The organism is Schaalia hyovaginalis (assembly GCF_014208035.1).
Classification (GTDB): Bacteria; Actinomycetota; Actinomycetes; order Actinomycetales; family Actinomycetaceae; genus Pauljensenia; species Pauljensenia hyovaginalis.
The window spans coordinates 1,385,237-1,402,869 of record NZ_JACHMK010000001.1 but is presented as its reverse complement, the minus strand read 5'-3'; the positions used below and the strand labels follow the sequence as shown (position 1 = coordinate 1,402,869).

Annotated in this window: 18 protein-coding genes; all 18 read right to left on the bottom strand. The window is 67.0% G+C overall.

Translation table 11 applies throughout. From position 1 onward, the window contains the following. Positions 1-3: 3 nt before the first annotated feature. Positions 4-270, bottom strand: coding sequence for a DNA-directed RNA polymerase subunit omega (gene rpoZ / locus HD592_RS06040; protein ID WP_154477649.1), 267 nt, complete (start codon positions 268-270; stop codon positions 4-6). Positions 271-315: 45 nt separating this feature from the next. Next, a complete protein-coding gene (gene gmk, locus HD592_RS06035; protein ID WP_154477651.1) occupies positions 316-873 on the bottom strand; it encodes a guanylate kinase in 558 nt (185 codons plus the stop codon). 28 nt (positions 874-901) lie between these two features. Next, complete coding sequence (mihF, locus tag HD592_RS06030) at positions 902-1,213, bottom strand: integration host factor, actinobacterial type (protein WP_154477653.1); 312 nt, start codon at positions 1,211-1,213, stop codon at positions 902-904. Between the two features lie 85 nt (positions 1,214-1,298). Further along, positions 1,299-2,144: an orotidine-5'-phosphate decarboxylase gene (gene pyrF, locus HD592_RS06025; protein ID WP_184452531.1), complete on the bottom strand. Its 846-nt coding sequence runs from the start codon at positions 2,142-2,144 to the stop codon at positions 1,299-1,301. Continuing rightward, on the bottom strand, positions 2,141-5,440 hold the full coding sequence (gene carB, locus HD592_RS06020) for a carbamoyl-phosphate synthase large subunit (protein WP_184452529.1): 3,300 nt from the start codon (positions 5,438-5,440) through the stop codon (positions 2,141-2,143). The genes pyrF and carB overlap by 4 nt, the downstream gene beginning before the upstream one ends. Further along, on the bottom strand, positions 5,440-6,636 hold the full coding sequence (carA, locus tag HD592_RS06015; RefSeq protein WP_425503085.1) for a glutamine-hydrolyzing carbamoyl-phosphate synthase small subunit: 1,197 nt from the start codon (positions 6,634-6,636) through the stop codon (positions 5,440-5,442). The genes carB and carA overlap by 1 nt, the downstream gene beginning before the upstream one ends. After that, positions 6,636-7,928: a dihydroorotase gene (locus HD592_RS06010; protein ID WP_407822372.1), complete on the bottom strand. Its 1,293-nt coding sequence runs from the start codon at positions 7,926-7,928 to the stop codon at positions 6,636-6,638. The genes carA and HD592_RS06010 overlap by 1 nt, the downstream gene beginning before the upstream one ends. 19 nt (positions 7,929-7,947) lie before the next feature. After that, positions 7,948-8,940: an aspartate carbamoyltransferase catalytic subunit gene (locus HD592_RS06005; RefSeq protein ID WP_184452525.1), complete on the bottom strand. Its 993-nt coding sequence runs from the start codon at positions 8,938-8,940 to the stop codon at positions 7,948-7,950. Between the two features lies 1 nt (position 8,941). After that, positions 8,942-9,511, bottom strand: coding sequence for a bifunctional pyr operon transcriptional regulator/uracil phosphoribosyltransferase PyrR (gene pyrR, locus HD592_RS06000; RefSeq protein ID WP_184452523.1), 570 nt, complete (start codon positions 9,509-9,511; stop codon positions 8,942-8,944). Between the two features lie 189 nt (positions 9,512-9,700). Beyond that, positions 9,701-10,648, bottom strand: coding sequence for a transketolase family protein (locus HD592_RS05995; protein WP_184452521.1), 948 nt, complete (start codon positions 10,646-10,648; stop codon positions 9,701-9,703). Beyond that, entirely contained in the window at positions 10,645-11,484 is an 840-nt protein-coding gene (locus HD592_RS05990) for a transketolase (RefSeq protein WP_221437830.1), read from the bottom strand. The genes HD592_RS05995 and HD592_RS05990 overlap by 4 nt, the downstream gene beginning before the upstream one ends. Positions 11,485-11,534: 50 nt before the next feature. Further along, complete coding sequence (locus HD592_RS05985; protein ID WP_184452519.1) at positions 11,535-12,812, bottom strand: TRAP transporter large permease subunit; 1,278 nt, start codon at positions 12,810-12,812, stop codon at positions 11,535-11,537. Next, positions 12,805-13,452 (bottom strand): TRAP transporter small permease, encoded by a 648-nt coding sequence (locus HD592_RS05980; RefSeq protein WP_184452517.1) that lies wholly within the window; start codon positions 13,450-13,452, stop codon positions 12,805-12,807. Before HD592_RS05980 ends, HD592_RS05985 begins: the two co-directional genes overlap by 8 nt. Beyond that, positions 13,449-14,492: a TRAP transporter substrate-binding protein gene (locus HD592_RS05975; protein WP_184452515.1), complete on the bottom strand. Its 1,044-nt coding sequence runs from the start codon at positions 14,490-14,492 to the stop codon at positions 13,449-13,451. Before HD592_RS05975 ends, HD592_RS05980 begins: the two co-directional genes overlap by 4 nt. 35 nt (positions 14,493-14,527) lie before the next feature. After that, positions 14,528-15,304, bottom strand: coding sequence for an SDR family NAD(P)-dependent oxidoreductase (locus HD592_RS05970; protein WP_184452513.1), 777 nt, complete (start codon positions 15,302-15,304; stop codon positions 14,528-14,530). Positions 15,305-15,594: 290 nt separating this feature from the next. Further along, the gene (locus tag HD592_RS05965; protein ID WP_184452511.1) at positions 15,595-16,236 is read right to left on the bottom strand and encodes a GntR family transcriptional regulator; all 642 of its coding nucleotides are present in this window, start codon (positions 16,234-16,236) and stop codon (positions 15,595-15,597) included. 220 nt (positions 16,237-16,456) lie between these two features. Beyond that, complete coding sequence (gene nusB, locus HD592_RS05960; protein ID WP_184452509.1) at positions 16,457-17,065, bottom strand: transcription antitermination factor NusB; 609 nt, start codon at positions 17,063-17,065, stop codon at positions 16,457-16,459. Continuing rightward, on the bottom strand, positions 17,065-17,628 hold the full coding sequence (efp, locus tag HD592_RS05955; protein ID WP_184452507.1) for an elongation factor P: 564 nt from the start codon (positions 17,626-17,628) through the stop codon (positions 17,065-17,067). Before efp ends, nusB begins: the two co-directional genes overlap by 1 nt. Positions 17,629-17,633: the final 5 nt, after the last annotated feature.

The following is a 17,633-nucleotide window of genomic DNA, read 5'->3' as shown; positions in this document are numbered from 1 at the left end:
GTCTCAGGCCTTTGACGAGGCTTCGAGCGTGAGCAGGCCCTCGTTGATCTCGCGCAGGGCGATGGCCAGCGGCTTCTCATCGGGCTCGGTCTCGACGACCGGCCCGACGTACTGGATCATGTTCTGCTCGAGCTGGAGATTGTACGAGTTGATCTGCCGGGCGCGACGGGCCGCGAAGATCACGAGCGCGTACTTCGAGTCGACGTGCTCGAGGAGATCGTCGATCGGCGGGGACGTGATGCCTTCGGGCTGCGCGACGATTCCGGACATTGACTCCTCCTGATTTCCTCGGCCGTTCGGCCACGAGCAGCCAGTCTACTCCAGGCCCATGACCTGGGCCAGTTCCGAGACGGTGCGATCGAGGTCGTCGTTGATCACAGTCGTGTCGAATTCCTCCTCGGCCGCGAGTTCGATCTTCGCGGTCTCCAGGCGCCGCAGCCGCTCCTCCTCGTCCTCGGTGCCCCTGCCCACGAGTCGGGCGACGAGGGCGTCCCAACTCGGCGGGGCGAGGAAGACGAACTGGGCTTGGGGCATGCTCGCCCGCACTTGGCGCGCGCCATCGAGATCGATCTCGAGGAGGACACGCTCGCCGCGCGCCAGGGCCTCCTCGACGGGGCCGCGGGGCGTTCCGTAGCGGTGACGGCCGTGGACGGTCGCCCATTCGAGCATCCCATCTGAGGCGATGAGTTCATCGAACTCATCATCGCTGAGGAAACGGTAGTGGACGCCGTCGACCTCGCCGGGCCTGGGCGGGCGCGTCGTCGCGGACACCGAGACGACGAGTTCTGGATGAAGTTCGCGAAGCGCCTGGACGACGGTGCCCTTGCCGACGGCCGTCGGCCCCGCGAGGACGGTGAGACGAGGGGGTGTCATGCCCCCAAGTCTGCCACCGACCCTCCGATCAGCCGAATCGTTCGATGAGGGCCTGCGTCTGGACGTGCCCCAGTCCGCGCACCCGGCGGGTTTCGGCGATGCCGTACTCGTCCATCAGCTTCGCGGCGGTGGTGACGCCGACGCGCGGCAGCGATTCGAGGAGCGAGAGGACCCGCATCTTCGCCACCGCCTCGTCCGACTCGGCCAAGCCGAGGACCTCGGAGAGCGTCATTTCCCTGTTCTTCAGCTTCGTCTTGATCTCAGCGCGGCGTCGCCGCGCGACCGTCGCCTTCTCGAGCGCTTCAGCGCGCTGCTGCGGGGTCAGTTGAGGTAGCGCCATTGCCGCCCACTCCTTTGCGTCGGGTATTGCGTGTGCATCCTATCGCCAAGATCACACATCCGGCTGGGGAATGGGCGGCGATTCACTATTCGGCCAGGCCCCGCACGGCCGCGTCGTAGGCCCGCCTCAATCCCTCCGGATCCGGCCCCGCAGCGAGGATCGCCCTCGATGAGGAGGCGAGCACGGCATGCTTCGCCGAAGCGAACACCACGTCGAGCTCTGCGGGCCCCGCGCCTTGAGCGCCGACGCCGGGCGCCAGGATCGGGCCTTCGAGGGCCTCGAGGTCGATGCCCAGGTCGTGCACGGCGCGTCCGACCGTGGCTCCGACGACGACTCCCGCCGGGCCGAGGCGCCCGTGGGGAACGCTCCGGTTGAAGGCCGCCAGCTCCGAGACGACGCCCGCGGCGACGCAGGCCCCCCGGGCCGAACGGGCGTGCTGGATCGACGCGCCTTCCGGATTCGAGGTGAGCGCGAGAACGAACACTCCGCGCCCGGTCTGGGCGGCGAGCTCCAGCGCGGGCGCCAGCGCCCCGACGCCCAGGTAGGGCGACAGGGTCACCGCGTCGCCGGCCAAGGGCGAGCCCTCGGCGAGGAATGCGCCGGCATAGCCGCGCATCGTCGAACCGATGTCACCGCGCTTGGCGTCGACGATGCACAGGGACTGCGCGCCCCGGCAGGCGTCGATCGTCTCCTCGAGGACCGCGATCCCCGCCGAGCCGAAGCGCTCGAAGAAGGCGGCCTGGGGCTTGAAGGCGCCGACCCGGCCGCCGAGGGCCTCGACGACGCCCAGGGAGAAGCTCCGCAGCCCCGCGGGATCATCCGGGAGGCCCCATGCGGCCAGCAGTCCGGGATGGGGATCGATGCCGACGGCGAGCCCGCCGTGCTCGGACATGGAATCGGCGAGCCGATCGCCGAAGGAACGCGGGCTCATCGTCCTGCCGCCTCTCGCTCGGCGTCCCATTCCTGGAGGGAGCGGACGCGGTAGGCGCCGCGAGTCCTCACCTCGATCGCCTGAACCGCGGCGTTGAAGGCCTGAAGGGTCGTGATGATCGTCTTGTCGTTCGAGGTCGCCGCCTGTCGGATCTGGAATCCGTCGTGCCGGTTCTCGGATGTCTGCGGCGTGTTCACGACGATGTCGATCACGCCCTCGGCGATGAGATCGACGACCGTCGGCTCGCCCTTCGGACCGCGCCCCTCGGAGGACTTGCGCACGACCTGGGCCTCGATGCCGTTGCGCCTCAGAACGGAGGCGGTTCCCGCCGTCGCGAGGATCGCGAAGCCGAGCTCGTGCATGCGGGCGGCCGGGAAGACGATGGCCCTCTTGTCGGTGTCGGCGATCGAGATGAACACGGTGCCCTCGGTGGGCAGCTCCCCGAAGGCCGCGGACTGCGACTTCGCGAAGGCCGTCGGGAAGTCGCGATCGATGCCCATGACCTCGCCCGTGGATCGCATCTCCGGCCCGAGGATCGTGTCGACCATCCCGCCGTCGGCGCGCCTGAAGCGCCTGAAGGGCAGGACCGCCTCCTTGACCGCGATCGAGGAGTTGTCGAGGATGACCCGCGCGTCCGTCCCGGGGAGGATCCCGATGGAGCGCAGGTCGGCGATCGTCTCCCCCACCTGGATGAGCGCGGCCGCCTTCGCCAGGGGCACTCCGGTCGCCTTCGAGGCGAAGGGCACGGTGCGCGAGGCCCTCGGGTTCGCCTCGATGACGTAGAGGGTGTCGGAGAGCAGAGCAAATTGGATGTTGATGAGGCCCTTCACGCCGACGCCGCGGGCGATGGCCTCCGTCGAGGCGGTGATCCTCGCCAATTCGCGTGCGGAGAGCGTCATCGGCGGGAGCACGCACGCGGAATCGCCCGAATGGATCCCGGCCTCTTCGATGTGCTCCATGATGGCGCCCATGAAGAGCTCCTCGCCGTCGAAGAGGGCGTCGACGTCGATCTCGATCGCCTGGTCGAGGAAGCGGTCGATGAGCAGGGGGCCCCGCTCGAAGAGCGCGTCGAGGTCCTCGCGGCCGAGATAGGCGTCGAGCGCCGCCGGATCGTTGACGATCTCCATGCCCCGGCCGCCCAGGACGAAGCTCGGCCGGACGAGAACCGGGTATCCCACGTGCTCGGCGACGGAGTGGACCTGAGAGGGCGCGTGCGCCACGTCGTGGGCGGGTGAGGGGCAGCCCGCCTGAACGAGGACCTGGGCGAACTCCTCGCGGTCCTCCGCCAGATCGATGGAGGCGGGCGAGGTGCCGAGGATCGGCACTCCGGTGTCGGCGAGGTCATTCGCGAGGGACAGGGGCGTCTGCCCGCCGAGCTGGACGAGCATGCCCTTGACCGGCCCGGCCTCGCACTCGGCCCGGTACACCTCGAGGACGTCCTCGAGGGTGAGGGGCTCGAAGTAGAGGCGATCGGAGATGTCGTAGTCGGTGGAGACCGTCTCCGGATTGCAGTTGATCATGACGGTCTCGAAACGATCGCGCAGGGCCATCGCCGCGTGGACGCAGGAGTAGTCGAACTCGATGCCCTGGCCGATTCGGTTGGGGCCCGCGCCGAGGATGATGACGGCCTCCCGTTCGCGCGGGGCGACTTCGGTTTCGGCGTCATAGCTGGAGTAGTGGTAGGGCGTGCGCGCCGCGAACTCGGCCGAGCAGGTGTCCACCGTCTTGTAGACCGGGCGGATCCCGAAGGCGCCGCGGACCTCGCGGACCGTCGTCTCGGTGAGGCGGCGCATCAGTCCGATCTGACGATCGGAGAAGCCGTGGCGCTTCGCCTCCTCGAGAACGCCGCGCGTCAGGGCCGGTGCGGCCAGGATCCGATTCGCCACCTCGTCGAGGAGGACGATCTGGTCCAGGAACCACGGGTCGATCCCGGTCGCCTCGAAGAGCTCCTCGATGGACGCCCCGCCGCGGATCGCGCGCTGGACCTGCACGAGGCGGCCCTCCGTGGGCGTCGCGGCGGCGGCGACGAGGGCGCGGGTCTCCTCCGGCGTGGGCGCGGGCGTCGACCAGTCGAATTGGACGCCGCCCTTGTCGATCGATCGCAGGGCCTTCTGGAGGGCCTCGGTGAAGTTGCGGCCGATCGCCATGGCCTCGCCGACGGCCTTCATCGAGGTCGTGAGGGTGGGGTCGGCCTGGGGGAACTTCTCGAAGGTGAAGCGCGGGACCTTGACCACCACGTAGTCGAGCGTCGGTTCGAAGGACGCGGGCGTCGAGCCGGTGATGTCGTTCGGGATCTCGTCGAGGGTGTAGCCGGTGGCGAGCTTGGCGGCGATCTTCGCGATCGGGAAGCCGGTCGCCTTCGAGGCCAGCGCCGAGGAGCGCGAGACGCGCGGGTTCATCTCGATGACGATGACCCTGCCCGTGTCGGGCTCGACCGCGAACTGGATGTTGCAGCCGCCCGTGTCGACGCCGACGGCGCGGATCACGGCGATGCCGATGTCGCGCAGGCGCTGGAGTTCACGGTCGGTGAGGGTGAGCGCGGGGGCGACGGTGATCGAATCGCCCGTGTGAACGCCGACCGGGTCGAGGTTCTCGATCGAGCAGACGACGACCACGTTGTCGGCCGTGTCGCGCATGAGCTCGAGCTCGTACTCCTTCCACCCGAGGATCGACTCCTCGAGGAGGACCTCGGTGGTGATCGAGGCCGCGAGGCCCTGGCCCGCGATGCGATCGAGGTCCTCGGGCGTGTAGGCGAAACCGGAGCCCAGACCGCCCATGGTGAAGGAGGGGCGGACGACCAGGGGGTATCCGAGTTCGGCCGCGGCCGCGTGGCATTCCTCGAGGCTGTGGGCGATCACCGATCGGGCGACCTCGGCTCCGCACTCCTCGACGATCCGTTTGAACTCCTCGCGCTCCTCGCCCGCCCGGATCGCGTTGATCGAGGCGCCGATGAGTTCGACGCCGTAGCCTTCGAGGACGCCCTGTTGCGCCAGGGCGATCGCCGTGTTGAGGGCGGTCTGGCCGCCGAGTGTCGGCAGGAGGGCGTCGGGGCGCTCCTTCTCGATGATGCGCGCGACCACTTCGGGGGTGATCGGCTCGACGTAGGTCGCGTCGGCCATCTCCGGGTCGGTCATGATCGTCGCCGGGTTCGAGTTGACGAGGATGACCCGCAGGCCCTCCTCCTTGAGGACGCGGCAGGCCTGGGTGCCCGAGTAGTCGAATTCGCAGGCCTGCCCGATGATGATCGGGCCGGAGCCGATGACGAGGACGGAGCGGAGATCCTTCCTTGCGGGCATCAGTCGTTCTCGCTTTCTCCCTCGGGGGCGCCCGTGGAGGCGCGGTCGAGGATCATGGTGCAGAAACGGTCGAAGAGGTGCTCGCCGTCATGCGGGCCCGCGGCGGCCTCGGGATGGTATTGGACGGAGAAGGCGGGGATGTCGAGGGCGCGCAGGCCCTCGACGACGCCGTCGTTGAGTCCGACGTGGCTGACCGCGACACGGCCGTAACGGCCCGAATCGAAGGGCGCGATCGAGGGCTCGCCGATGGGCGCATCCACGGCGAAGCCGTGATTGTGGGCCGTGATCTCGACGCGGCCCGTCTGGAGGTCCTTGACGGGTTGATTGACGCCGCGGTGCCCGAAGTCCAGTTTGTAGGTGCCGTAGCCGAGGGCGCGCCCGAAGAGCTGGTGCCCGAAGCAGATCCCGAAGTACGGGATTCCGGCATCGAGGACCGCGCGCAGCAACTCGATCTCATGATCGGCGGATGCGGGGTCGCCCGGTCCGTTCGAGAAGAACACGCCGTCGGGGTTGAGCGCCGTGATCTCGGCGAAGGTGACCGTGTTGGGCACGATCGTCACCTCGATGCCGCGTTCGGCGAGCTGCTCGGGAGTGCGCGACTTGATGCCGAGGTCAACGGCCACGATCCGCGCGCGCCTGTCCCCTACGGCTTCGACGACGTAGGACTCGTTCGTCGAGACCTCCTGGGCGAGGGCGGCCCCCGACATCGAGGGCTGGTCGACGACGATCCTCACGAGCGCTTCGCGGACCTGCTCGCCCAGGTGCTCGGCGCCCGCCGGAAGCGCGTCACCGGAGAAGATCCCCGCGCGCATGGCGCCCTGGGAGCGGATGTGGCGCGTCACGGCGCGCGTGTCGAGCTCGCAGATGCCGACGATCCCCTGCGCGCAGAGCTCCTCGTCGAGGGAGCGCGTCGAGCGCCAGTTCGAGGCGCGCCTGGCGGGGTCGCGGACGGCGAAGCCCGCCACCCAGATCCGCTTCGATTCCGGATCCTCGTCGTTCACGCCGGTGTTGCCGATGTGGGGCGCCGTCATCACGACGATCTGGCGGTGGTAGGACGGATCCGTCAGGGTCTCCTGGTATCCGGTCATGCCGGTGAAGAAGACGATCTCGCCGAGGGTCCTGCCGCGCGCTCCCCACGCGCGCCCCGGAAATACGCTTCCGTCCTCGAGTACGAGAAGGGCGAGTTCGCTTCGCATCAGCGGTCCTCCTTGGCGATGGGGCTTCCTTCGCGCACGGTCGAATCGCCCCTGTGGAATGTGTAGAGCACGTGTCCCGGCAATTCCATGCCCCGATAGGGGGTGTTCGTCGAACGGGTCCACTGGGCGGACGGGTCGACCGTCCTTCGGACCGCCGGATCGACGAGGGTGATGTTCGCCGGCGCGCCGACGACGAGGCCCCTCCCCTGGCTCGCGACTCGGCCGATTCGCGCCGGCGCCGTCGAAAGCACTCGGGCGACGTCCTTCCACGTCATCCGCCCGGTGTTCACCATCGTCTCGATGACGACGGGCAGCGCCGTCTCCAATCCGGTCATGCCGAAGGCGCCCGCCTGCCATTCGCAGTCCTTCGATTCGAGCGGATGGGGCGCGTGGTCGGTGCCGACGATGTCGATCGTCCCGTCGGCGAGGCCTTCGCGCACCGCTTCGACGTCCTCGGCGCTGCGCAGCGGCGGGTTCACCTTGTAGAGCGGATCGTAGGTTCGCGCGAGCTCCTCGGTGAGGAGCAGATGGTGCGGGGTCACTTCAGCGGTGACGTCGACCCCCATGCGCTTGCCCCATCGGATGAGGTCCACCGACCCCGCCGTGGACAGGTGGCAGACGTGGAGCCTGGAGCCCACGTGCTTGGCCAGGAGGATGTCGCGCGCGATGATCGCCTCCTCGGCCACGGCGGGCCAGCCGGCGAGTCCGAGTTCTCCCGACAGGGCGGACTCGTTCATCTGGGCGCCCTCGGTCAGACCGGGGTCCTGGGAGTGCTGTGCGACGACGCCGTCGAAGGCCTTGACGTATTCGAGGGCGCGACGCATGAGGACCGGGTCGAACACGCACTTGCCGTCGTCGGAGAAGACCCTGACCTGCGAGCGCGACTTCGCCATCGCGCCCATCGAGGACAGGTGCTCCCCCGCGAGCCCCTTGGTCACGGCTCCGACGGGACGGACTTCGACCCATCCGGCTTCACGCCCGACCTCCCACACCTGATCGACGACCGAGGCCGTATCGGCGACCGGCGTGGTGTTCGCCATCGCGTGGACCGCCGTGTATCCGCCGATCGCCGCGGCGCGCGTGCCCGTTTCGATCGTCTCGGCGTCCTCTTGGCCCGGTTGGCGCAGGTGAGTGTGCAGATCGACCAGGCCGGGAAGGGCGATGAGCCCGTCGGCGTCGATGCGCCTCGCTTCCCCTGCGCCGTCGCGCGCCTCCTTCCCGAGGGCGACGATCACGCCCTCGCGGACGAGGATGTCGGAGCGCCCCTCACCGCAGATGTCGACCGAGGAGATGAACCAGGAGCGAGAGGATTCAGTCACGGGGGTTTCCTTCCGGGGCGAGGAGAAGATAGAGGGCGGCCATGCGGACCGAGACGCCGTTGGCGACCTGTTCGACGACGACCGATCGCGGGGAGTCAGCGGCTTCGGCGCTGATCTCGAGACCGCGGTTCATCGGACCGGGATGCATGATGATCGTGTCGGGGCCGAGGGCGTCGAAGCGCTGCCGGTCGAGGCCGTAGGCCAGGTGGTATTCGCCGGGGGACGGGAAGAAGCCCCCTCCTGCCGCGCTCATGCGCTCGCGCTGCACGCGGAGCATCATCACGGCGTCGGGCTCCTGCGCGAGTGCGCGATCGAAGTCGTACTCGACCTCGCAGTTCCAGGTCTCCACGCCGACGGGGAGGAGCGTCGGCGGCGCGACGAGGGTGACGGAGGCGCCGAGCAGGGTGAGCAGGTCGACGTTCGAGCGGGCGACCCTGGAGTGGAGGACGTCGCCGACGATGACGACGCGCGCACCGGCGAGGTCCGTCCCGGGCGCGAGGGGCTCGACCTCTGGGTCGGTCGGGTCCCGGTGGAAGTGGCGGCGCAGGGTCATCGCGTCGAGGAGGGCCTGAGTCGGATGCTGGTGCGTCCCGTCGCCCGCGTTGAGGACCGGCAGGTCCATCCACCCGGCGTGCGCGAGCCGGTGAGCGGCGCCCGACGAGGAGTGCCGGACGATGACGGCGTCCGCGCCCATCGCCTGGAGGGTCAGGGCGGTGTCCTTGAGCGACTCCCCCTTTGAGACCGATGAGCCCTTCGCGGAGAAGTTGATGACATCGGCGGACAGGCGCTTGGCCGCGGCCTCGAATGAGAGGCGGGTGCGGGTGGAGTCCTCGAAGAAGAGGTTGACGACCGTCCTGCCGTGAAGCGTCGGGAGCTTCTTGACGCGCCTGAATTGGGTGGCGGCCATCTGCTCGGCCGTGTCGAGGAGCAGGAGGGCTTCGCGGTAGTCGAGGTCGCGGATCGAGATGAGATGGTCGAGGCTCATGTCAGTCCCTCTTCCCCAGCAGGACCGCATCGCGGCCGTCCGTCTCCTCCAGCAGGATCGTCACGGTTTCGTGGCGCGATGTCGGCAGGTTCTTGCCGACGAAGTCGGGGCGGATCGGCAGTTCGCGGTGGCCGCGATCGACGAGGACCGCGAGTTGCACGGCGGCAGGACGGCCGAGGCCGCCGAGGGCGTCGAGGGCGGCCTTGATGGTCCGGCCCGTGTAGAGGACGTCATCGACGAGGACGACGGTCCGGGCGTCGATCCCCGAAGCCGGGATCAGCGTCTCCTGGGGGACTCTGAGCGGCTGTGATCGCAGGTCGTCCCGGTACATCGTCGTGTCGATGATGGCGAGTCCGGCCGAGCCCCCGCCGACCTCCTCGATCCGCGAGACCAGGCGTCGCGCGAGCGTCGCCCCCCTGGTCGGAATGCCCGCGATCACGAGGCCCTCCGCCCCGGAGTTGCGTTCGATGATCTCGTAGGCGATCCGGGTGAGCGAGCGGGAGATGTCGCCCGCGCCGAGCACTTCCTTGCCGCCCGCGCCTCGCGCCTCGATTGAATGCACTGATCCCATGCGGATCTCCTTCCCCGCCTCTCTGGACGGTCCTTAAAGGAATGCTTCCGCGTCTGAGCCTACCGCTTCTTCGCTTCGCGCTCAGCACTGTCCATCACGGGCGCGAAGGCGCCGCCGCGCGCTCAAGCCCGTCTTCGCACCGGGTTGGAGAGCGGTGCGAAGGCGGGCTCGGGCGAGGAGGAGGGCGTATCAGTCCAGGAGCGACTTCGCGGCCCCGAGGATGCCCTCCACCGTGATGGAGTTCATCTCGAGCAGTTCCTCGTAGGTCGCGGACTGGCCGAACTGGTCCTGGATGCCGATCTGCGCGACGCGCGCACCGCCCTCGGCCGCTACGACCTGGCTGACCGCAGCCCCCAGGCCGTGCATGATCGTGTGATCCTCGACGGTCACGATCCGTCCGGTCGTCATGCAGCGCCTCACTTCGTCGACGTCGAGGGGCTTGATCGTGTGCATGTCGACGACGCGCACCGAGACACCCTCGCTTTCGAGGGCATGAGCGGCTTCGATCGCGAGGCGGAGGGTGTCGCCGTTGGCGATGATCGCGAGGTCGTCTCCTTCGGAGAGGAGCTTGGCCTTGCCGATCTCGAAGGTCTCGTCCGGCCCGTAGATCTCCGGAACGGCATCGCGGGTGAATCGGAGGAACATCGGCCCCGCCCAATCGGCGGCCTCGCGCACCAGCTTGCGCGCCGAGTTGTAGTCGGCCGGCATGACGACCGTCATTCCCGGCAGGCCGCGCATGGTCCCCATGTCCTCGATCGCCTGGTGCGAACCGCCGTCATTGCCCGGGGTGAGTCCGCCGTGGGAGCACGCGATCTTCACGTTGAGCTTCGGGTAGCAGATCGATTGGCGGATCTGCTCCCCCATGCGCAGGGAGCCGAACACGGCGTAGGTGACGACGAAGGGGATCTTCCCGGTCGTGGCCAGGCCGGCTGCGACGCCCGCGCCGTTCTGCTCGGCGATGCCGACATTGACGTGCTGGGCCGGAAGCTCCTTCGAGAAGGCCGTCGTCTGGCAGGACTTCGCGATGTCGCAGTCGACGACGAAGATCTCCGGACGGTCTCGACCGAGCGCGAGGATCTCGTCGCCGAAGCCCGTGCGCGTGGGCTTCTTGTTCGTGTAGTCAACGGTGAGGCTCATCGATCCAGTCCCTTCTCGAGTTCGGCCATGGCCTGCGCGTACTGCTCATCATTCGGCGCGGCGCCGTGCCACCCCGCCACGTCCTCCATGTACGACACCCCCCTGCCCTTGATCGTCTTGAGGATCAGGGCCTTCGGTTTGCCGTTCTTCATCTCGCGGAAGGCGTCGAAGGCGTTCGAGATCGCCTCCATGTCGTGTCCGTCGATACGGATCACGTCGTAGTCGAAGGCCTCGAGCTTCTTCACGAAATCGAAGTTCGGGCTCACCTCATCGCAATGCCCGTCGATCTGGAGGTTGTTCTCGTCGATGATCACGGTGAAGGCGTCGAGTTCGTAGGTGCGGGCGCATTGAATGGCCTCCCAGACCTGCCCTTCCTGGGTCTCGCCGTCGCCGAGCAGGGTGTAGACCCTCGCGTCCTTGCCATCGCGCTTGAGGCCGATCGCCATGCCGACTGCGGCGGAGATGCCCTGCCCGAGCGATCCGGTGGAGATCTCGACGCCCGGGCACTTCTTGGAGTCGGGGTGCCCCTGGAAGGCGGAGCCCTTCTTCCTCAGGGTGTGGATCGTCTCCATCGGGACGAAGCCGGTGATCGCCAGCGCCGAGTAGAGCACCGGCGCGACATGGCCCTTGGAGAGGACGAAGCGGTCGCGGTCCTCCCACTTCGGGTCCGCCGGGTCGTAGCGCATCTCCCTGAAGTACAGGTTCGCCACGACATCGGCCGCGGAGAGGGAGCCGCCCGGGTGTCCGGACTGGGCCTCGTAGATCATCTGGACGGATGTCATGCGGAGCTGCTTGGCGCGCTCCTTCAATTCTTCGGTGGTGACTGGTTGCACCATGATCTTGTCCTTCGTCTTGTGCGGATGCGTGTCGGTGAGGTCTGCGGAGCTCAGCTCGTCGGGATGAGCATGAGGCCCGGGGCGTAGGCGATGATGAGCACGAACGCGATGATGAGCACGTAGAAGAGCAGGAGTTCGCGGGTCACCTTGTTGATGCCGACGCGGCCGATGCCTGCGGAGATGTACAGGGTCGTGCCGACGGGCGGGGTGTACAGGCCCATGGCGAGCGTGCAGACCATGAGGATTCCCAGCTGGACCGTTCCCATGCCGATCGCCGAGGCGAGAGGCAGGAGAACGGGCGTGAGCAGCAGGATCGCCGGCGCCATGTCGAGGAACATTCCCGTGATGATCAGGATGATCACGATGAAGAGGATGATGAGCGCAGTCGAATCCGTCTGCGAGAGCAGTGCGGAGGCGAGCTTCTGGGGGGCTTCCTGGATCGTGAGCAGCCAGGACAGCGCGGCGGAGAACATGATGAGCACCATGACCACCGCCGTCGATGCCGCCGACTCCGTCACGGAGCGCATGAAGGACTTCCAGGTGAGGTCTCTGTACATCGTCGTGCGGATGAGCAGCGCGTAGACGGCTGCGAGGATCGAGACCTCCGTGACAGTCGCGGTGCCTGTGAAGAGGAAGACACGGATGAGGATCACGGGGATGAAGATCGCCGGCGTCGCGATGAGCAGGTCGATGAGGAGCTTCTTCATGGTGAGCTTCGCCCGCACTCGCGGATAGTTGTTCTTGAATGCGAGGAACCAGCACCCGAACATGAGGGCCGCGGCCATGACGATGCCGGGGATGAGGCCCGCGTTGAACACCGCTGCAACCGAGGCTCCCGAGGCCGCTGAGAAGAGGATCATCGGGATTGAGGGCGGGATGATGACGCCGAGGACCGATGAGGAGGCGTTGACGGCCGCGGCGTACCGCGCCGGGTAGCCGAGCTTCTTCGTCCAGGGGATCATGACTTTGCCCAGGCCGGTCGCGTCAGCGACGGCCGAGCCCGAGACGCCGGCGAAGACGGCGTTGGTGAGGACGGAGGTCATGCCGACTCCGCCTCGGAAACGTCCCACCACGCGGGTGGCCAGGCCGATGACCTGCGCGCCGAGCCTGCCCGAGAAGAGGAGGTCGGCGGTGAGGATGAAGAAGGGGATGGCGAGCATCGAGTAGTCGGTCGCTCCGCCGAAGGATTGAAGGGCGAGCGCCTCCATCGGAAGGGATCCGATCGCGAAGAGGCCGACGACGGTTCCGGCGATCACCGAGAAGGCGACCGGGACTCCGAGGAGGAGGAGAGCGATGAAGACGATGATTGCGACGGCGACTTCAAACACCGTGGACCTCCTTCACGGCGTCCTCGGCCTCGACCGGGGAACCGATGTCAATGCTGCGGACCGCACCCTTGCGGTAGAAGAACCACGCCCTGACCGCGGCCTGAATGCTCAGGCAGGCTGTCATGACGATGAAAGCGGCGAAGCTGCCGATCTGCGGCCATCCCATGATCGGGGTGATCTGGGCGGACATGGGGCCGGCCATGTATGCGCCCAGGTAGGTGAGGTAGGCCATCAGGATCGCGACGAAGATCCAGATCGCGATGGAGGCGATCTCGAAGGCCCTGCCGTGGAGCTTCTCGAGGAAGAAGTTCACTCCGACGTGCGCCATCTGCGCCTGGGCGACGATCGCACCGGCGCAGATCAGCCAGGGCAGGAGGTAGCTCGGCCCTTCGGCGGCGAGGTCGATCGACGAGTTGAAGACGTATCTCATGACCACCGAGAGCGTCACGAGGACGAGCATGATGATCGTGATCGCGCCGGCGGCCCATGAGGCTGCCCTGAGGAACTTCTGGTTGATCGGATCGGTCGCTTCGAGCGGTTCGTCGAGGACGGATTGAGTATCGAGGGCGGCGATGTCGTCCTCGGTGATGACGGTGCCGACGGCCGTCGTTCCGTCTGCTGCGTGAGGTGGCTTCGTCACTTGGCCTCATCCCCTTGTGTGTACTCGGGACGGAGCTCGTCCGCCGTGGAGGTGATCGTTGCGAAGAACTCCGGGAACTTCGCGGACCAGGAGTCGTAGACCGGAGCGCTGAGGGTGCGGAAGGCCTCCTTGTCCGGGTGGGTGACGGCGAGCTTTAGCTCGAACTCCTCGTAGATCCGCTTCGTCTGAACGCTCATCTCCTCGCGCTGGGATGCGCGGGCCCCGTCCGCCGCTTCCTGGAGAATGGACCGCTGCTCGGGCGTGAGCCTCGACCAGCGCGCCGTCGAGATGACGAAGGGATTCGCCTCGTACTTGTGACCGGTGACCGCGAGATTCGGCTGGACCTCGTCGAGTTTCGAGCTCTTGATGTTGACGACGGGATTCTCCTGGCCGTCAACGGCACCGGTCCTGAGCGCGAGGTAGAGTTCCCCGAATGCCATCGGTGTGGGGTTCGCGCCGAGTTCGTTGAAGATCGAGATCGTCATCGTGTCGTCGGGGGTGCGGATCTTGAGGCCGGCGACGTCTTTAGGGGTTTCGATCGGGTGCTTGGAATTCGTGAGATCACGCATGCCGTTATCCCAGAATCCGAGGAGGTGGAAGCCCCGTTCTTCAGCCTTCTCGGCGAGATATCCGCTGATCTTCTTCGAGTCGATGACCGCGTAGGCGTGCTGGGAGTTCTCGAAGAGGAAGGGCAGGCCGATGAGCGCGGCCTCGGGGACGTAGGTCGCGAAGGGGCCCTGCGAGTTGATCGTCATGTCGAGGGTGCCCGATGCGACCGAGATCATCATCTCGGAGTCCGATCCCACGGTCTCCTGACCGAGGATCTGGATGTCGATCGCGTCATTCGACTTCTCCTCGACGAGCTTTTCGAAGAGGAGCGCCGCATTGGAGCGCGGATTCCCGGGAGCCGCGCCGTGCCCCAGGATGATGCGGATCGAATCGGTGTTGCGGGGGCCTGTACCGCCGGCGCAACCGGCGAGGAGTGCGGTCACAGCCGCGGCCGTAATCGCACGTCGTGCGATCTGGCGAGAGCGAGGCATGTGTTTCCTCCTATCTCATGGTGATGGGATGGGGGTCAGCAGATGTAGGTTCCGCCGTTGATGGAGTGGGTGATGCCGGTGATGTATGCGGAGTCCTCCGAACTCAGCCAGCACACCAGCGCCGCGATCTCCCAGGGCTCCGCTTGACGGCCGAGCGGCACCGCCTCGGCGAGGGCCAACTCGTTCTCCTCGGAGTTCCCGGAACGGATATCGGTGTTCACGACGCCCGGGGCCACCGCATTGACGGTGATGCCGTACTGGGCGAGTTCACGGGCCATTCCCCGCGTGAGGCCGATGACGCCCGCCTTCGCCGCCGCGTAGGAGGTCTTCGAGAAGACGCCGCCTCCGTGCTGGGCCGTCACCGAGGACATGTTGACGACGCGCCCGTATCCTCCTTCGATCATCATCGGCACGAGGGCCTGCGAGAGGAGGAAGCAGCCCGTGAGGTTGATGGTGATGACGCGATTCCATTCGGCGAGCGTCAGATCGAGGAAGCGCGCGGGAGAAGGGACGCCCGCGATGTTCGCGAGTGCGCCGACGGGGGGCAGATCGGAGCCGGTGATCGCTTTTGCGACGGCTCCGACCGACTCCGGGTCGCCGACATCGGCGACGAATGAGGCGACCCGGGCGCCTGGGACGCGTTCGCGCACCTGCGCGGTTGCTCTTTCGACTCCGGCGGCGTTGATGTCGAGCATCGCCACCGCCCATCCTTCCTGCGCGAAGCGAAGGGCGGCGTGAAAGCCGATTCCCTTCAAAGACGACGCCCCCGTGACGACGGCGGTCCTTGTTCCGATGCCTGTGCCGTAGCTCATTGATCCTCACTTCTTCGTGATGACGAGCACCCTTGCTCGTTATTGTTAACAGTAAGCAGTTAACCTTCTACTGTCAATCAGATCACACGATTCATATAAGGAACGGGAGCCGCGCGGCGCGCGACGAGCCTGTCCGGAGGAAAGTCCGAACTTCGGAAGAACTGCTCACAAGGCACGCCTCGGCGACGCAGCATGAACACGCATCTGACGCGGAGATCTTCAGCCCCGGAGAAGGAGCCGCCTCCGAAGCCCGCACCGGACCGAGCACCGATGCCGTTGAGACGAGCGGACTAGTCCCGGCGGCTCGCCCAGGACTCCGCAGCACCGTGCATATGCTGCTCCATCGTGATCCGCGCCTGTTCAGGATCACCCGATCTCAAGGCGTCGACGATCGGCTGGTGATAAGCACTGCCGAGGAACTGCGAACTCAGCGCCTCCGGATCGGTCATGACCGCGATGCGCATACGATCTTGCAGATCGTGCCACATCTCCAGAAGCGTCGCATTGCCCGCTTCACGACACAGGGCCTCATGGAAACCGAGATCGATGTCGAGGACCTCCGCCAGGCTCGCGGTTCGCTCGGGTTCGGGGAGGCGCTTCTCCAGGCGCTCGGCCACATCCTCACCGCGCCCGCTCTTCACGATGGTCGTAGCGGCGAGCCCCTCGAGGGCCGCCCTCACATCGAAGAGCTCCCGCAGTTGACGCGAGTCGAAACGGGCGACGCTGAGCCCCGCCCGATCCTCGCCTTCGACCAGGCCGGACTGCTGGAGCCTTCGCAGCGCTTCGCGCACCGTCCCGCGACTGACCCCGAGGCGCTCCGCCAATTCGACCTCGCCCAGACGCGCGCCCGCGGGAAGGGTGCCGTCGAGGATCTCTTCTCGCAGAGTCGCCCACACCTGCTCGCGCAGCGTGAGTCGAATGATGCCCGGCATCGCAGATCCTCCACCTCGACGACTGGGCACGCGCCAGCCGTTGACAATCGACAAATTCAGGGACACTCTACTCCGCAATCCTCACGACAGCCACGGCGCACGTGCAGAAACGCTCCGGCCGGCCCTCCGCACCGCCCTCCTCCGAGGAGGAAGCAGAAGAGCCCACCGCCCCGGCGACGCGCGGTTTGCGCATCACCGGGGCGGTGGGCCCGTCTTCGTATCAGTACTCCCCAAGCAGCTCGTCGAGCTCCTCAAGGTCCTCGACCGACATCTCCTCGGCCGAGGTCGCCACCGGCGTCTCGGCGCCGTCCTGGACGGCCTCCCCGATCGGCCCGTCCCCGGCCGAGGACGACGCGCCCCCGCTTTCAGAAGACCTGCGCGACCACGCGGGAGCCTCGATGTCCTTGCGGATCGCATCGAGAACCGCGTTCACGAAGGAGGGGGCAGACTCCGTCGAGAGGGACTTCACGATCGAAATCGCCTCGTCGATCGCGATGACCGCCGGCACGTCCTCGGAGTTCTCGAGCATCTCCCACACGGCCACGCGCATGACGGCCAGGTCGACCGCCGCGACCCGGTCGAGGCCGGCGACCTTCGCACGGGCCGAGATGAGATCGTCGATCCTGCGGAGGTGATCGGCCACGCCCTCGACGATCCGCACCGAATACTCGGGCAGCGGCGTCTGGGCCGCGGTCACCGCGCGGCGCTGGCGGAGGATGTCGCGCAGAACCTCAGGATTGCGGCCCATCCCCCGCTGGTCGGCCTCGAAGACGACATCGGCCGCGCGCTTGCGCGCCTTCGTGCGGGAAGTGAAACGGAACTTCGACATCAGTCGGTGACGCGGCCGGAGTAGGAGCCGTCGCGGGTATCGACCTTGACGCGAGTGCCCTCTTCCATGAAGAGCGGCACCTGGATCTCATAACCCGTCTCAAGGGTCGCCGGCTTCGTGCCCGCCGAGGAGCGGTCGCCCTGCAGCCCGGGTTCGGTGTGCGTGATCGTGAGGACCACGGTCGCGGGCAGCTCGACGAAAAGGACGTTGCCGTCGTGCAGCGAGACGATGACGTCCTGGTTCTCGACCATGAAGTTGCGGGCGTCGCCGACGGTCTCACCCGGAACATTGATCTGCTCGTAGGTGGACTGATCCATGAAGACGTAATCGGCGCCGTCCTGGTACAGGTAGGTCATATCGCGACGATCGACGGTCGCCGTCTCGATCTTGATACCGGCGTTGAAGGTCTTGTCGACGGTCTTGCCGGACAGGACGTTCTTGATCTTCGTGCGAACGAAGGCCGGGCCCTTGCCGGGCTTGACGTGCTGGAACTCGACGACCTGCCAGAGCTGGCCCTCGATGACCATGACAAGGCCGTTCTTCAGATCATTCGTCGTTGCCACAGATG

Excerpts from the sequence above, each read along its gene's own strand:
- rpoZ (WP_154477649.1), bottom strand. The coding sequence starts at position 270 with ATGTCCGGAATCGTCGCGCAGCCCGAAGGCATCACGTCCCCGCCGATC.
- gmk (WP_154477651.1), bottom strand. The coding sequence starts at position 873 with ATGACACCCCCTCGTCTCACCGTCCTCGCGGGGCCGACGGCCGTCGGC.
- mihF (WP_154477653.1), bottom strand. The coding sequence starts at position 1,213 with ATGGCGCTACCTCAACTGACCCCGCAGCAGCGCGCTGAAGCGCTCGAG.
- pyrF (WP_184452531.1), bottom strand. The coding sequence starts at position 2,144 with ATGAGCCCGCGTTCCTTCGGCGATCGGCTCGCCGATTCCATGTCCGAG.
- carB (WP_184452529.1), bottom strand. The coding sequence starts at position 5,440 with ATGCCCGCAAGGAAGGATCTCCGCTCCGTCCTCGTCATCGGCTCCGGC.
- carA (WP_425503085.1), bottom strand. The coding sequence starts at position 6,636 with ATGCGAAGCGAACTCGCCCTTCTCGTACTCGAGGACGGAAGCGTATTT.
- HD592_RS06005 (WP_184452525.1), bottom strand. The coding sequence starts at position 8,940 with ATGAGCCTCGACCATCTCATCTCGATCCGCGACCTCGACTACCGCGAA.
- pyrR (WP_184452523.1), bottom strand. The coding sequence starts at position 9,511 with ATGGGATCAGTGCATTCAATCGAGGCGCGAGGCGCGGGCGGCAAGGAA.
- HD592_RS05995 (WP_184452521.1), bottom strand. The coding sequence starts at position 10,648 with ATGAGCCTCACCGTTGACTACACGAACAAGAAGCCCACGCGCACGGGC.
- HD592_RS05990 (WP_221437830.1), bottom strand. The coding sequence starts at position 11,484 with ATGGTGCAACCAGTCACCACCGAAGAATTGAAGGAGCGCGCCAAGCAG.
- HD592_RS05975 (WP_184452515.1), bottom strand. The coding sequence starts at position 14,492 with ATGCCTCGCTCTCGCCAGATCGCACGACGTGCGATTACGGCCGCGGCT.
- HD592_RS05970 (WP_184452513.1), bottom strand. The coding sequence starts at position 15,304 with ATGAGCTACGGCACAGGCATCGGAACAAGGACCGCCGTCGTCACGGGG.
- HD592_RS05965 (WP_184452511.1), bottom strand. The coding sequence starts at position 16,236 with ATGCCGGGCATCATTCGACTCACGCTGCGCGAGCAGGTGTGGGCGACT.
- nusB (WP_184452509.1), bottom strand. The coding sequence starts at position 17,065 with ATGTCGAAGTTCCGTTTCACTTCCCGCACGAAGGCGCGCAAGCGCGCG.